This window comes from Bradyrhizobium manausense, from assembly GCF_018131105.1.
GTDB lineage: Bacteria > Pseudomonadota > Alphaproteobacteria > Rhizobiales > Xanthobacteraceae > Bradyrhizobium > Bradyrhizobium manausense_B.
On the sequence record NZ_JAFCJI010000001.1, the window covers coordinates 3,016,784 to 3,029,251 of the forward strand.

Consider the following 12,468-nt stretch of genomic DNA (forward strand, 5'->3'; position numbering starts at 1 on the left):
AGGCAAAATCGGTAAGCACTTCTGCTGAAGGCGCAGCTACTAGCAGGTTTCTTCGGATGATACGAGGCTTGAAAGCCCCCTCTTTCATGGATTTGGCGCTCAAAACGGCCGAAAATGCCGGAAAAGCGGGCGAGGTCCCGATCGGATGCGTCGTAGTCCGCAATTACGAAGTCATCGCCACTTCCGCCAACCGGACGCTGACCGACTACGACCCCACGGGCCACGCCGAGATCGTGGCGCTGCGCGAGGCGGCGAAAAAGATCGGCAGCGAACGCCTGGTCGACTGCGACCTCTACGTGACGCTGGAGCCCTGCACCATGTGTGCGGGCGCGATCTCCTTGGCAAGGGTCCGCCGGCTCTATTACGGCGCCGCCGACCCCAAGGGCGGCGCAGTCGAGTCGGGCGTCCGGTTTTTCGCCTCGCCAACCTGCCACCACGCCCCGGACGTCTATTCGGGGGTCGGCGAGAGCGAGGCGTCGCGGCTGCTCAAGGAGTTCTTTCGCGAGCGGCGCTAGTCGCCTGCGAAGAATTCGCGCAGCGCCTTGGCGGTGACGTCGGGGTTTTCCTCGGTGAGGAAGTGGCCGGAGTCGACCGGCTGTCCCTCGACGTTGGTCGCCCACTGCATCCAGATATCGAGCGGAGTTGCGGCCGCCTGGGCGATGCCGACGCCGCCCCACAGCGCCAGCATCGGCACGGTGATCTTCTTAGCCGCATCGAAATCGGCCTTGTCGAGATCGTAGTCGATATAGGCGCCGGCGCGGTAGTCCTCGCACATCGCGTGGATGCGGGCGGGATCGCGGAACGGAGCGAGGTAGTGCTCGAGCGCGCGCTTGTCGATCGCATCGAGCGTCTTCGACTTGGTCTGGCTCGCCATCTTGAAGCGCAGGAAGAATTCACCCTGCCCCGAGATCAGCGTCTCCGGCAGCGGCGCGGGCTGGGCGAGAAAGGTCCAATGATAGATCTTCAGCGCGTAGGCGCGGTTCATCCGCTCCCAGTAATTATAGGTCGGCAGGATATCGAGCACGGCGAGCTTCGACAGCCGGCCGGGATGATCGAGCGCTAACCGATACGAGACGCGGCCGCCGCGATCGTGGCCGGCGAGCGCGAAGTGGACGTGGCCGAGCTGCTCCATCATTTCCACCATGGCCTTGGCCATCGCGCGCTTGCTGTAGGGCATGTGCAGCGCATCGCTCTCGGGCATGTCGGACCAGCCATAGCCCGGCAGGTCGGCGATGATCAGCGTGAACTGGTCGGCCAGCGCAGGCGCGACGCGGTGCCACATCACATGCGTCTCGGAGAAGCCGTGCAGCAACAGCAGCGGCGGCCCCTTGCCGCCGACGCGGGCGAAGATGCGGCCGAACGAGGTGTTGATCCATTCGGAGGCAAAGCCGGGATAGAGGTCGGCGAGATCGGACATCTTTCTGCATCCTTTGTCGGGTCGGTCGCGAGGGGCCTCGACAAAGAATCGAAAACAACCCCATGCACAGTAGCGGTATTATCAGCGGGGTGGCTAAGCCCAACATCTGATTGTGCATTTCTGGGATGTCGATGTGGCGCCGCGAAGGCGCGCCCAAACTTCGAGATTCCGGATCAGCGCATGCGCGCCGTCCGGAATGACGAGTTAACCCTTGGCCTTCTCGGCGTCCACCGCCTGCCAGCCGATGTCGCGGCGGCAGAATCCATCAGGCCAGATGATGCGGTCGACGGCCTGATAGGCGCGCGCCTGCGCCTCGGTGACGGTCGCGCCGAGCGCGCAGACATTGAGGACGCGGCCGCCATTGGCGAGGATGGCGCCATCCTTCGCGACCGTGCCGGCGTGGAAGATCTCGGCGGTCTCGACCTCAGCGGCGTCATCGAGCCCCTCGATCCGCGTGCCCTTCTGGTAGTCGCCGGGATAGCCCTTCGCCGCCATCACCACCGTGAGTGCAGACTCCGGATACCAGCGCAGGTCAAAATTCCTGAGCTGGCCATCAACCGACGCGAGGAACGCCGGCACGATGTCCGACATCATGCGCATCATCAGCACCTGGCACTCGGGATCGCCGAAGCGCACGTTGAACTCGAACAGCTTTGGGCCCTGCGTCGTCAGCATGATGCCGGCGTAGAGAATGCCGCGGAACGGCGTGCCGCGCTTCTTCATGCCCGCGACCGTCGGCAGGATGATTTTCGCCATGATCGCGTCGTGGATCGCCGGCGTCACCAGCGGCGTCGGCGAATAGGCGCCCATGCCGCCGGTGTTCGGGCCGACGTCGTGGTCGAACACGCGCTTGTGGTCCTGCGCGGACGCGAGCGGAATGGCGGTTACGCCGTCGCACAGCGCGAAGAAGCTGATCTCGCGGCCCGGCAGAAACTCCTCGATCACGACCTCGGCGCCGGCCTCGCCAAACGCGCCCTCGAACATCATGGCGATGGCGTCCTCGGCCTCGCGCACGGTCTTTGCAACGACGACGCCCTTGCCGGCGGCTAGGCCATCGGCCTTCACCACGATCGGCGCGCCCTGGCTGTGCACGTAATCGCGCGCGTCCCTGGCGTTGGTGAAGCGCTTGTAGGCGCCGGTCGGAATGCCGAACTCGGTGCAGAGCGCCTTGGTAAAGCCCTTGGAGCTTTCGAGCTGGGCCGGGATCTTGTCCGGCCCGAACGCCTTGATGCCTGATGCGGTGAGGTCATCGACGATGCCGGCCGCCAGCGGCGTCTCCGGGCCGACCACGACCAGCTCGACCGCGTTCTTTTTGCAGAAGTCGATCACGGCGGCATGGTCGGCGACATCGAGCGCCACGCATTCCGCCTCGCGCGCGATGCCGGCATTGCCGGGCGCGCACCAGAATTTGGTCACCAGGGGGGAGGCTGCGATTTTCCACGCCAGGGCATGTTCGCGGCCGCCGGAACCAAGCAGGAGAATGTGCATCGAAGGCTCGAAATGAGGGGTTTTGCTAGAGGCGGAGGTCGCACGAATCGGGGTGGGTCTCAAGGGGGATGGCGCCGCCCTCCCCGGCATTCCGGTCCGATATTTCGCGCTGATAGGCCTGATGTCTAAGTCGCGTGGTCCCTTTATTGACGAAGCCCCATCCGCGAGCCCAGACTGATCTTAGGAGCCATCCTGCAAGGATGGGGGTCACTGGGCGGCTTGGCTATGGAGCGAGAGCAGCCAGTTCGGGTCGGACGCAGATTGGCCGCTATAGTAGCCGCGGACGTCGCGGGATACTCGCGGCTGATGGGCCTCGACGAGGTTGGCACCGCCCGTACCCTCCGCGAACACCGCCAGGTTACCGATGCGCTCGTGGCGAAACACGGTGGGCGCCTCGTGAAGACCACAGGGGACGGCGTGCTCCTTGAATTTCCCTCGGTGGTCGATGCAGTGGAGTGCGCCGTCGCGGTGCAGGCCACGATGGCTGAGAGGAACCAAGACGTCCCCCCGGATCGCCAAATGCGCTTCAGGATCGGCATCAATCTCGGCGACATCCTCATCGAAGGAGATGACATCCTCGGTGATGGCGTCAACGTGGCAGCACGTCTTGAGGGGATCGCTGATCCCGGTGGCATCTGTCTGTCCTCGTCTGCCTACGAACAGGTGCGCGGCAAGGTGCACGTTGAGTTCACGGAACTTGGTGAACAGACGCTCAAGAACATCGCCCGACCGGTACAGGCATATTCTATTCGTCTCGCGACGAGCGGTGCTCAAGGGGCTCCGGCGCCGCACTCAGCTCCGCGACTGTCCATCGTGGTGCTGCCGTTCTTGAACATCGGCGGCGTCCCCGAACAAGATTACTTCGTAGATGGGGTGACCGAGAGCCTGACCACGGACCTGTCTCGCATTAGTGGAGCGTTCGTCATTGCCCGCAATACTGCCTTCACGTTCAAGGGCAAGGCCGTGGATGTGAAGAAGCTCGGAAGCGAGCTGAACGTTCGCTACGTGCTCGAAGGATCGGTGCAGCGGGGCGGCAACCGACTTCGTGTGAACGTGCAGCTCATCGACGCTTCTAGCGGGAACCACTTGTGGGCCGAACGTTTCGAAAAGCCGCTGGCCGACCTTTTCGACTTGCAAGACGAAATAGTGTCTCAGCTCGCAAATGCACTGAACTCGCAGTTGATTGAATTCGAAGCCCGCCGCGTGGCGCGCACTCCCCACCCCGATGCGACTGACCTGTATTTCCAAGGCGCCGCTTGGCTCAACGCTGGCCAACGCCCCGACGACTTGCGGAAGGCGCGAAGTTTCTTTGAGCGTGCTTTGCAACTCGAACCAGGAAACGTCGAGGCGCTACTGGGAACGGCCCAGGTCGATGCATTGATGGCCACCACTTTCCTTACCGATGATCGGGCAGAACGTCTCGCCGCCGCCGAATTGGCCGCGACAACCGCCTTGTCGTTCGCACCCAACAACCCAAGGGCTCATTTCGCTTTGGGTTCGGCCCGCATTTTTACAGACCGGGTGCTGCAGGGTATTCGCGAATGCGAGCTTGCACTGGCGCTTGATCGTAATCTGGCCCGGGCGTACGGGATGATCGGGGTAGCCAAGCTTCTTATCGGGCAAGGTCATGAGACCGAAGCTCACATCCGACAGGCTATTCGGCTTTCCCCACGCGATAGCTTTCTCCATGTTTGGGCGATGTATGTAGGGTTGGCCAACTTTTTACTCCGTGACGACGCCCAAGCTGTCGAGTGGTATCGGCGCAGTGTTGAGGTAAATCGAAATTATCCACTCGCGCAATTCTTCCTCGGAGCTGCCCTCGCGCAGGTCGGAGATTTAGCTGAAGCGCGGGCAACCGCCTTGGAGGCCCTTGCGCTCAATCCATCGTTCACCATTCGTCGTTTCCGGTCCAATAGCCCGAGCAATCATCCTGCCTACCTTTCATTACGTGAACGCCTCTACGAAGGGCTCCGATTGGCTGGCGTTCCAGAAGAGTAAAGCTCGCCTATGCCCAATCCGATGGACATCGTCCGACGCCTCGTCGCCGTCTTCGCGGCCGAGTTGAGGGCCACAGCCGGCCCATGGGCGCGGACGAGGTCGGCACAATGGGGAGCGTGAAACAGCCTGCCCCGGAATGTCGGCGGAGCCTAAACCTGTTTCCCCGCAATGATCTCCTGTAACGTCGCCACATGCCGCGCAAACGCGCCGCGGCCTACCGCCGTGGCGGTCACGGTCGTCTGCGGCTTCTTCCCCACGAACGCCTTCTCCACCGAGACATAACCCGCCTTGGCGAGGGTCTCGATATGTGCGCCGAGATTGCCGTCGGTGGCGCCGGTGAGTTTCTTCAGTCGCGCGAATTCCAGGCCTGAGGCGACCGGCAGCGCGTTCAGGGCGGCCATGATCTTCAGCCGCAAGGGCTGATGAATGATGTCGTCGAGCTCGGCCATCAGATCCGCCGCATCCAGAGGCCGCCGACGATCAGCCCGCCGCCGTTGACGAAGGCCATCCAGAGCGGGAAGGCTTCACCAATATAGAAGAAGCCGAACAGCGTCAGCGCGGTGATGACGAGACCGATCGCGACGAAGGCGTGGCCGAACCAGAGACCCGCGAGCGTATAGAACAGCATGAAATAGATCGGCCAGAACGCGCCGAGCTGGCGCGCGCCGAAATGGCCGATCACATTGGTGCAGACATAGCCGAAGGCAAAGAACAGTACGAACAGCAGCGGCACCCTGATGTCGAAGGCGGCACCATGGACGCGCGATGGGGCGAGCCAACGGAGCGCGATCAATCCGCCGACACCGATGATGTCGACGGCGGGCCAGGCGTAGATCGCGTAGTACGGCCAGAGCCAGGTCACGAGGTTGCCAGCGAAGACCAGGACGCCCCACCAGATCGCTGCGAGGCTCGCCAGTTCATAGAGCTGTGATTGCTTCACGCGCTGGACGATGTCGTCGATCTCGGCCAGCGCCGAGGCTGCCTGCTTGCTGTCGATCATATCGGCCCCCATCAACCCGGCATCATCGCGGCATCGCTCTCGCGCGCGGCGGCTCGCCGGCGGCGCGAAACGGCGATGGTGCGCATGAAGGCGTAACCAATGAAAAACATCGCGGCTTTGCTGACGATGCCATAGATCGACATGACCACCGACCAGGTCGCCACGTCGACATTGAGCGCGACGATCACGTTCAGCGCCGCGGAGACGAACATCAGGCCCGACCAGGCGTAGCCGACGATGATGGCGACATCAGGCACCAGCTCGAGCGCGACCGGCGGCAGATAGCGGTTCATCCATCCGCGCTTGAGCATCACGACGCCGACGATCACGTAGATCACGCTCGGCTTGATCATCACGAAGCGCGGATCGTTGGTGAGCAGCGTGACGGTGCCGGCGCCGAGCACCAGGAACAGGCTCATCCATTGCATGGTGTCGATTGGCCTGCGGCGCGCGATCTGCCAGCCGATCTGGGCGATGCCCAGCGCCATGCCGAGCACGACCGACAGGGTCACGTTGTGGGTCAGGAGGTAGAGCACGAGAAAGAGCAGCGTCGCCGCCATGTCGAGCAGCAGCAATTTTCCGGCCGCGAAGAGATTTTTCATGACTGGCTCCACGGCTTGCCGGCAACGGCAGGGCAATCGCATATGACGGATTGCGTTGGTTGGAGATGCTCGGGCCACAAGCTCGTCATGCCCGGGCTTGTCCCGGGCATCCGCGTTCTTCGTGCTGCGGGAAAGGTCGTGGATGGCCGGGACAAGCCCGGCCATGACGTCGAGGAACGGCCTGTGTGAATCCTTGAGAGGTCACCTGCGATAGCCTTGCCAGCAACGAGCCGCATCACGACTGCCCTGCTCCCCGCGTGGCCACGTCCTCGGCAATCGCGTTGACGGCCTTCGGGTTGGTGACCATGCCCATGTGGTTGACGCCCTCGATGATCTTGACGTCGATATCAGGCCTGATGGCCTGCACGGTCTCGGCATATTTGGCTGATATCATCATCTCGTCCGCGGCACCGCCGAAGACCGTCATCGGATGCGTCACGGCCGGCAGATCGAGGCGATAGCCGCGGGTCGCAAAGTTGCGCATCAGGCGATCGGAATAGGTCGCCGTCAAAATGCGTTCCGAATTCGCGGGCACGGCGAAGGCAAGCACCGGCAGCTGCGAGCAGCAATCGATGCCGAGCTTGCGCAAGGCGGTGAGCCCGAGAAAGCGCGGGATATCGGCATTGGCCCAGCCGCCGGAATGCTCGAAATTGGTCGGCGCGTCATAGCCGAGATAGGGCGCGACCAGCACGGTGCGGACGAACAGATCCTGGACGATCGGTGTCGCGGCGACGCGCAGCGAGAAGCCGGCACCGGCGGAATGGCCGATCAGGGTCAACGGCAGATCCGGCGCGCTCCTGCGGACATGGGCGACGAAGTCGACGAGGTCGTCCTCGAGCTGGCCGACATAGGCGATATCCCCGTGCGTGCCCGAGCCGCCGTGGCCGCGCGTATCCAGCGCCCAGGTCTCGACGCCATGCGCTGATATCGCCGCCGTCAGGGCGTGATTGACCGTGCCGGAGGAGCCGGACGAGCCGTGGATGAAGATGGCGCCGCGACCGGTGGCGGAGCCGCCCGCGGCGTAATGGCGATAGCCGAGCCAGGTGCCGTCGCGGGCCTGGAAGCGCTCCAGCGCCGGCAATGTGGACCAGTCGATGCCCTTGGCGGAGTCCGAGACCGAACGCATCTCAGGCGGCCGCTGCAGCGGCGTCGCGATCAGGGCGGTGAAGATGAGCGCCACTGCGCCAACCGCGCACAGACCCCATTTGAGCAAGCCCAAGGCACCTCGCAGCAATCGCATCGCCATGATCCAAACTCCCTGATCGCACCGTCAATAGAGAACTCTATAATACAGAGTACTCTTCTCATCAAGGCCCTGGATGGCGCTGGCTAGCGAAAATCCTTAACGTCGGGCCTGACCCCAAAATGCCGAATCGTTTGCCGATGCCGCCTGCGGAACCTCTTCACAACGCCCCCGAATTCACCGTCTCCGAGCTCTCCCAGTCCCTGAAGCGGACGGTGGAGGACACCTATGGCCATGTCCGGGTTCGCGGGGAGATCTCCGGGTTCCGCGGCGCCCATTCCTCCGGCCATTGCTATTTCGCGCTCAAGGACGAGAGCGCCAAGATCGAGGCGGTGATCTGGAAGGGCGTGCACGGCCGCATGCGCTTCAAGCCCCAGGAGGGGCTCGAGGTCATCGCCACAGGCAAGCTCACGACTTATCCGGGCTCCTCTAAGTACCAGATCGTGATCGAGGCGCTGGAGCCGGCCGGCATCGGCGCGCTGATGGCGCTGATGGAGGAGCGCAAGAAGAAGCTCGCCGCCGAAGGCCTGTTCGACGAGGCGCGCAAGCAGCTTTTGCCGTGGCTGCCCGAGGTGATCGGCGTGGTGACCTCGCCGACCGGCGCCGTCATCCGCGACATCCTGCATCGGCTGGAGGACCGCTTCCCCCGCCACGTGCTGGTGTGGCCGGTGAAGGTTCAGGGCGAGGGCTCGGCGGAGCAGGTTGCGGCTGCGATCCGCGGCTTCAATGCGCTGCCCGAGGGCGGCAAGATTCCGCGGCCCGACGTGCTGATCGTCGCGCGCGGCGGCGGCTCGCTGGAGGATCTCTGGTCGTTCAACGAGGAGATCGTGGTTCGCGCGGCAGCCGAGAGCATGATCCCGCTGATCTCGGCGGTGGGCCACGAGACCGACATCACGCTGATCGATTTCGTCGCCGACAAGCGCGCGCCGACACCGACGGCGGCGGCCGAGATGGCTGTGCCGGTGCGCAGCGACCTGTTCGTCGAGGTCGCCGATCTCGCGCGGCGCACGCGCGCCTACTGGCAACGTGCCCATGAGAGCCGCCGCAGCGAATTGCGTGCCGCCGCGCGCGCCTTGCCCGCGGCAATCGATCTGCTCGCAATCCCGCGGCAGCGGCTGGATTCGGCAGGCGGCGCCCTGCCCCGCGGGCTCAAGGCCAACACGCATGCGCATTTCCGCAGGTTCACGACGGCAAGCTCGAAACTGACGCTGCGGGTGCTGCACGGCCAGATCGCGCAGGCCGGTCATCGCCTCACCGTGTGCGGCGAACGGCTCGGCCTGTCCGCGCGCTCGCTGCTGCGGCAGCGGCGCGACCGCTTCGCCGGACTTGAAGTGCGCCTGCGCGCCTCGAAGCTCTCCAACGCACAGGCGCAGCGCAACGCGATTGCCAGCCAGCGCGAACGTACGCATCGTCTCTCCGAGCGCGCCGGCCGCGCGCTGGTGACGCTGCTGCAGCGTTTGGACGCCCGCGTCGAGAACAGCGGCAAGCTGCTCTCCGCGCTGTCCTATCGCGGCGTGCTCGCCCGCGGCTTCGCGCTGGTGCGCGATGAAGCCGGCCATCCGCTGCACTCGGCCGACAGCGTCGGGCCGAATGCGCGGATCGCGATCGAGTTCGCGGATGGACGTGTCGGCGCGACGGCCGATGCGGATCGGCCGGCGCCTGTGGCCAAGCGCGCGCCGGCGCAACCGAAGCCGGCGGCGCAGGAGACCAAGCCCGCACAGAGGCGCGTCGGCAAGCCGGTGGATCAGGGCAGCTTGTTCTAGGGTGTGCTGGAATGCGGTGCTGCTGCACGCACGGCCGCGTTCCCTCCCCCGCAAGGGGGGAGGGAGCGCAGTGAGCGCTACGGCACGACTGCGCGCTGTTGCGACGAAGGCAACAACGACTTCTCACGACATGTGGCGACGGTGATGGATTGGTCCGCGTCAGCGGCAGGACAATCCCGCGTCGATCGTGGTCCAGAAGCCGCAATGGTCCGGCGCGCTCATGGGCGAGCCGGCGTGGGCTTCGAACAGGAACACCGCGACGGTGAAGACCGCCAGTGCGGAGGTGAACATGACGATGCGGTTGCGCATGGCAATGCGTTTAGCCGACATCATGGTCGAACTAAGGCACTTTCGTTCGCTGAAACCGGCTTGAGGCACGACCCGTAGATTCCCGGTCGGCCATTTCGTTCCGTGCAGGGCGGTGGTCGATGCGGGGCTGTCCGCCTCTCCTTGTTCCTCGGGCGGCCCCGCTTCCGCCTTCGCTTCCTGCAGAGCTACGGCGCGACACGTCCGCGCGCTAACGCGCCAGCCACTCCGCGACGTCCCTCTGCGCCTCCGCGCGCGCTTCGGAATCGGTGCCGAGATGGCCGTGCTCCGGGACGGCGGCGTCGGCGCTGGCGGAAGCAGAATGCACCGGCGTATTGGCGCGGTCGAAATCGTGATAGGCGCCGGGATAGACCACGATGCGCGCAAGCGCGCTGCGGCCGTGCGCCCCGTCCACCATCTGGCGGCAGGCCGGCGGCGACGAGACGTCGTCGTTGCCGCCGATCAGCACCAGCGTCGGCACCCGCGTGCTCCAGCCGAGGCCGGCGGAGATCCGGCAATCCGGATAGAACGCGACCGCGGCGCGGAAGTCCGGCCCCGCATCGCGCGCGAAGCCTTGCGGACGCACCGCCCAGAGCAGCGCGCTGGCGCCGTTGGCCCAGCCGATCAGGCTGACACGGTCGCGCGCCACCCAGCTCTGCTTCATCAACCAGGCGCGCGAAGCCGCGATGTCGATGACGCGTTCGCGCCGCGCCTTGACGTGCATCTCCTTGACGCGGCATTGCGGGCCGAGCTCGCGCGAGCCGTAGCTGTCGGGCCAGAGCACGGCACTGCCCGATTTGAGCAGGCGCTCGGCCCAGTCGCGATAGCGCGGCAGCACGGGATCGGAATGGCCGCCAAGACCGCCGCAGCCGTGCAGCGCGATCACGGTCGGAAACGGCCCTGCCCCTTCGGGCTTGAAAAGCTGCGCGTGCAGCACGCCGGAGGACAGCGGAATGTCGACCTCCGCAGGTGCGGGCGCCGCTGCGGCGTGTGCGGCCGACTGCAGCAGCATCAGGAACAGGGCGGTCAATCGAAGGCGCATCGGATTCTGTCGCAGGAGGTGCCGCACGGCTTCAAGCACTATCATGCGCAAATGGCGGCAAAACATCACAAACCGGTGGGTTTAACGGGCGGACAAGCCACCCCATCTATGCTATATCCAATCCAACACATCGTGCCCTCCACGTTCTGCTACGGAGCGGCCTTCCACGGAGACTTTCGACCGTGCTGAACAAGTTCGGCCCCTCGGGCAATGGCGAAGCGCAAGTGCAATATCTCGACGGCGATTTCCGCGTGATCTCGCCGGGGACGTTCGTGCGCTGCGCCATCACAGACACGCGGATCCCGCTCGACGAGCTGAAATACTGGAGCGTGGACCTGCAGGAAGCCTACGCCACGCCCGCCGCCGTGCTGCAGCGGCATTTTCCCAACGCGCCGAAGCCGCAATCGTGAGGCCTCGCCCGCGCGGCTATTGCTGCGCGGGACCATCGGTGCCCACGCATGTCTTGATCGCGCTCCTTCGCGCTTCTCCGACCATCTTCTGATCGATCGCCTGCTTCAGGCAATCAACCCGCGCCTGCGCCAGGCAGAGCTGCAGCTGGTCGCGCTTGTCCTGTCCCTTCAGGCTCTGCGTGCTCGCGAGGCAAGCCACGCGCTTGGTCGCGGGAACCGGCTCCGCGGCGCCTGGAGCCGGCGACGTCTGGGCAAACACCGGCGCAACAATCAGATACGCAAGGCTGGCGGCAATGGCCGCGAGAGGCAGTTTCATCGCAGTCTCCAGGATCGCATGAGAGCGATAGAAGCTTTGCGATGAATGTCGGCTGAATAGCGAACTGGCGCAGGGTCGGCACAGCACAGGCTGTTCCCACCGATGCCGCCTTTGCCGAAGACATATACCGACGACAGGTTCAGTACCTATTCAACGAACAGGCTGCCACGCGGATCGACATCCCGGTGGTACGCCACATAGTCGATCTCGCCGCGCGTGGTCCCGATATCGCGCAATTCATGGTCACTGAGGCCGGACAAGATCGCGTGCACCTTTTGGCGCAGGAGTCGTTCCAGCAACGCATCCCGAAATCTCCCGAAGACTCCGGCGGGTTTGATCGAGACCGAGGTCCGGGGCAATCCGATCGTGTCATAGGTCGTGCTCATCGCGACAGCTCCGCTGACTGATCCACCGACACGACGTTGCCACATCAGGCTTGGGCGCACTTGATATTCGGCTTACATTTTCCTTATCGAAGGCTTACTCTTCGTCGTGCAACCGATGCGCGACACGCTGAACTGAGGGCAAGCCTGGGGAATGGTGCCATGCGCTGTTTCTTCGAGGACTGTGCGTTGGATACCGACCGGCGTGAACTACGCCGCAAGTCCGATGTCGTGCCGACGACGCCACAGGTTTTCGATCTGCTCACATATTTGATCCGCAACAGGGATCACGTCGTCAGCAAGGACGACCTCGTCGACGCGATCTGGAACGGCCGAATCATATCGGACGCAGCCCTGACGACCCGCGTGAACGCCGTCCGACGTGCGATCGGCGATTCCGGCGAGCAACAACGTCTGGTCAGGACGTTTCCGCGAAAGGGCTTTCGTTTCGTGGGCGCGGTCCGAGACGAGGATCGCCGCCCGGGCGTCGCAGCGGCACC

The 12,468-nt window shown here is 64.4% G+C and carries 14 protein-coding genes and 1 pseudogene; 5 read left to right on the forward strand and 10 right to left on the reverse strand.

What is annotated here, in order from left to right:
• The first annotated feature begins 56 nt into the window (after positions 1 to 56).
• Positions 57 to 515, forward strand: coding sequence for a nucleoside deaminase (locus tag JQ631_RS14435; protein ID WP_212328603.1), 459 nt, complete (start codon positions 57 to 59; stop codon positions 513 to 515).
• Here JQ631_RS14435 and JQ631_RS14440 read toward each other — a convergent pair.
• Together JQ631_RS14440 and purD are read right to left on the reverse strand one after the other, a co-directional pair.
• Complete coding sequence (locus JQ631_RS14440; RefSeq protein ID WP_212327084.1) at positions 512 to 1,417, reverse strand: alpha/beta fold hydrolase; 906 nt, start codon at positions 1,415 to 1,417, stop codon at positions 512 to 514. The two genes, JQ631_RS14435 and JQ631_RS14440, sit on opposite strands and share 4 nt — an antisense overlap.
• Before the next feature lie 204 nt (positions 1,418 to 1,621).
• Positions 1,622 to 2,905, reverse strand: coding sequence for a phosphoribosylamine--glycine ligase (gene purD, locus JQ631_RS14445; protein ID WP_212327085.1), 1,284 nt, complete (start codon positions 2,903 to 2,905; stop codon positions 1,622 to 1,624).
• Positions 2,906 to 3,130: 225 nt separating this feature from the next.
• On the opposite strand from purD, the gene JQ631_RS14450 reads away from it, so the two are divergent.
• Complete coding sequence (locus tag JQ631_RS14450) at positions 3,131 to 4,903, forward strand: adenylate/guanylate cyclase domain-containing protein (RefSeq protein ID WP_212327086.1); 1,773 nt, start codon at positions 3,131 to 3,133, stop codon at positions 4,901 to 4,903.
• Between the two features lie 149 nt (positions 4,904 to 5,052).
• On the opposite strand, the gene JQ631_RS14455 is transcribed toward JQ631_RS14450, so the two are convergent.
• From JQ631_RS14455 to JQ631_RS14470, 4 genes are all read right to left on the reverse strand, one after another.
• Positions 5,053 to 5,352 (reverse strand): winged helix-turn-helix domain-containing protein, encoded by a 300-nt coding sequence (locus JQ631_RS14455; RefSeq protein ID WP_212327088.1) that lies wholly within the window; start codon positions 5,350 to 5,352, stop codon positions 5,053 to 5,055.
• The gene (locus JQ631_RS14460; protein ID WP_212327090.1) at positions 5,352 to 5,903 is read right to left on the reverse strand and encodes a hypothetical protein; all 552 of its coding nucleotides are present in this window, start codon (positions 5,901 to 5,903) and stop codon (positions 5,352 to 5,354) included. Before JQ631_RS14460 ends, JQ631_RS14455 begins: the two co-directional genes overlap by 1 nt.
• 11 nt (positions 5,904 to 5,914) lie before the next feature.
• Positions 5,915 to 6,505 carry an inner membrane-spanning protein YciB gene (locus JQ631_RS14465; RefSeq protein WP_212327091.1) on the reverse strand — a complete coding sequence of 197 codons (591 nt, stop codon included), beginning with the start codon at positions 6,503 to 6,505 and terminating at the stop codon, positions 5,915 to 5,917.
• Positions 6,506 to 6,740: 235 nt separating this feature from the next.
• Positions 6,741 to 7,751 (reverse strand): alpha/beta hydrolase, encoded by a 1,011-nt coding sequence (locus JQ631_RS14470; protein WP_212327093.1) that lies wholly within the window; start codon positions 7,749 to 7,751, stop codon positions 6,741 to 6,743.
• A gap of 119 nt (positions 7,752 to 7,870) precedes the next feature.
• On the opposite strand from JQ631_RS14470, the gene xseA reads away from it, so the two are divergent.
• Positions 7,871 to 9,511: an exodeoxyribonuclease VII large subunit gene (gene xseA, locus JQ631_RS14475; RefSeq protein ID WP_212327095.1), complete on the forward strand. Its 1,641-nt coding sequence runs from the start codon at positions 7,871 to 7,873 to the stop codon at positions 9,509 to 9,511.
• A 159-nt stretch (positions 9,512 to 9,670) separates the two neighbouring features.
• Here xseA and JQ631_RS14480 read toward each other — a convergent pair whose 3' ends face one another.
• Positions 9,671 to 9,844: a hypothetical protein gene (locus tag JQ631_RS14480; protein WP_212328666.1), complete on the reverse strand. Its 174-nt coding sequence runs from the start codon at positions 9,842 to 9,844 to the stop codon at positions 9,671 to 9,673.
• 184 nt (positions 9,845 to 10,028) lie between these two features.
• Complete coding sequence (locus tag JQ631_RS14485) at positions 10,029 to 10,859, reverse strand: dienelactone hydrolase family protein (protein ID WP_212327097.1); 831 nt, start codon at positions 10,857 to 10,859, stop codon at positions 10,029 to 10,031.
• Positions 10,860 to 11,041: 182 nt separating this feature from the next.
• On the opposite strand from JQ631_RS14485, the gene JQ631_RS14490 reads away from it, so the two are divergent.
• The gene (locus JQ631_RS14490; RefSeq protein ID WP_212327099.1) at positions 11,042 to 11,269 is read left to right on the forward strand and encodes a DUF2093 domain-containing protein; all 228 of its coding nucleotides are present in this window, start codon (positions 11,042 to 11,044) and stop codon (positions 11,267 to 11,269) included.
• A 16-nt stretch (positions 11,270 to 11,285) separates the two neighbouring features.
• Here the strand turns inward: JQ631_RS14490 and JQ631_RS14495 are convergent, their stop codons facing one another.
• Together JQ631_RS14495 and JQ631_RS14500 are read right to left on the reverse strand one after the other, a co-directional pair.
• Entirely contained in the window at positions 11,286 to 11,585 is a 300-nt protein-coding gene (locus JQ631_RS14495; RefSeq protein ID WP_212327101.1) for a hypothetical protein, read from the reverse strand.
• A gap of 146 nt (positions 11,586 to 11,731) precedes the next feature.
• Complete coding sequence (locus JQ631_RS14500; RefSeq protein ID WP_212327103.1) at positions 11,732 to 11,971, reverse strand: DUF1127 domain-containing protein; 240 nt, start codon at positions 11,969 to 11,971, stop codon at positions 11,732 to 11,734.
• A gap of 159 nt (positions 11,972 to 12,130) precedes the next feature.
• On the opposite strand from JQ631_RS14500, the pseudogene JQ631_RS32320 reads away from it, so the two are divergent.
• A pseudogene (locus JQ631_RS32320) lies at positions 12,131 to 12,463 on the forward strand (winged helix-turn-helix domain-containing protein); the annotation flags it as partial.
• Between the last annotated feature and the right edge of the window lie 5 nt (positions 12,464 to 12,468).

Excerpts from the sequence above, each read along its gene's own strand:
- JQ631_RS14435 (WP_212328603.1), top strand. The coding sequence starts at position 57 with ATGATACGAGGCTTGAAAGCCCCCTCTTTCATGGATTTGGCGCTCAAA.
- JQ631_RS14440 (WP_212327084.1), bottom strand. The coding sequence starts at position 1,417 with ATGTCCGATCTCGCCGACCTCTATCCCGGCTTTGCCTCCGAATGGATC.
- purD (WP_212327085.1), bottom strand. The coding sequence starts at position 2,905 with ATGCACATTCTCCTGCTTGGTTCCGGCGGCCGCGAACATGCCCTGGCG.
- JQ631_RS14450 (WP_212327086.1), top strand. The coding sequence starts at position 3,131 with ATGGAGCGAGAGCAGCCAGTTCGGGTCGGACGCAGATTGGCCGCTATA.
- JQ631_RS14455 (WP_212327088.1), bottom strand. The coding sequence starts at position 5,352 with ATGGCCGAGCTCGACGACATCATTCATCAGCCCTTGCGGCTGAAGATC.
- JQ631_RS14460 (WP_212327090.1), bottom strand. The coding sequence starts at position 5,903 with ATGATCGACAGCAAGCAGGCAGCCTCGGCGCTGGCCGAGATCGACGAC.
- JQ631_RS14465 (WP_212327091.1), bottom strand. The coding sequence starts at position 6,505 with ATGAAAAATCTCTTCGCGGCCGGAAAATTGCTGCTGCTCGACATGGCG.
- JQ631_RS14470 (WP_212327093.1), bottom strand. The coding sequence starts at position 7,751 with ATGGCGATGCGATTGCTGCGAGGTGCCTTGGGCTTGCTCAAATGGGGT.
- xseA (WP_212327095.1), top strand. The coding sequence starts at position 7,871 with ATGCCGAATCGTTTGCCGATGCCGCCTGCGGAACCTCTTCACAACGCC.
- JQ631_RS14480 (WP_212328666.1), bottom strand. The coding sequence starts at position 9,844 with ATGATGTCGGCTAAACGCATTGCCATGCGCAACCGCATCGTCATGTTC.
- JQ631_RS14485 (WP_212327097.1), bottom strand. The coding sequence starts at position 10,859 with ATGCGCCTTCGATTGACCGCCCTGTTCCTGATGCTGCTGCAGTCGGCC.
- JQ631_RS14495 (WP_212327101.1), bottom strand. The coding sequence starts at position 11,585 with ATGAAACTGCCTCTCGCGGCCATTGCCGCCAGCCTTGCGTATCTGATT.
- JQ631_RS14500 (WP_212327103.1), bottom strand. The coding sequence starts at position 11,971 with ATGAGCACGACCTATGACACGATCGGATTGCCCCGGACCTCGGTCTCG.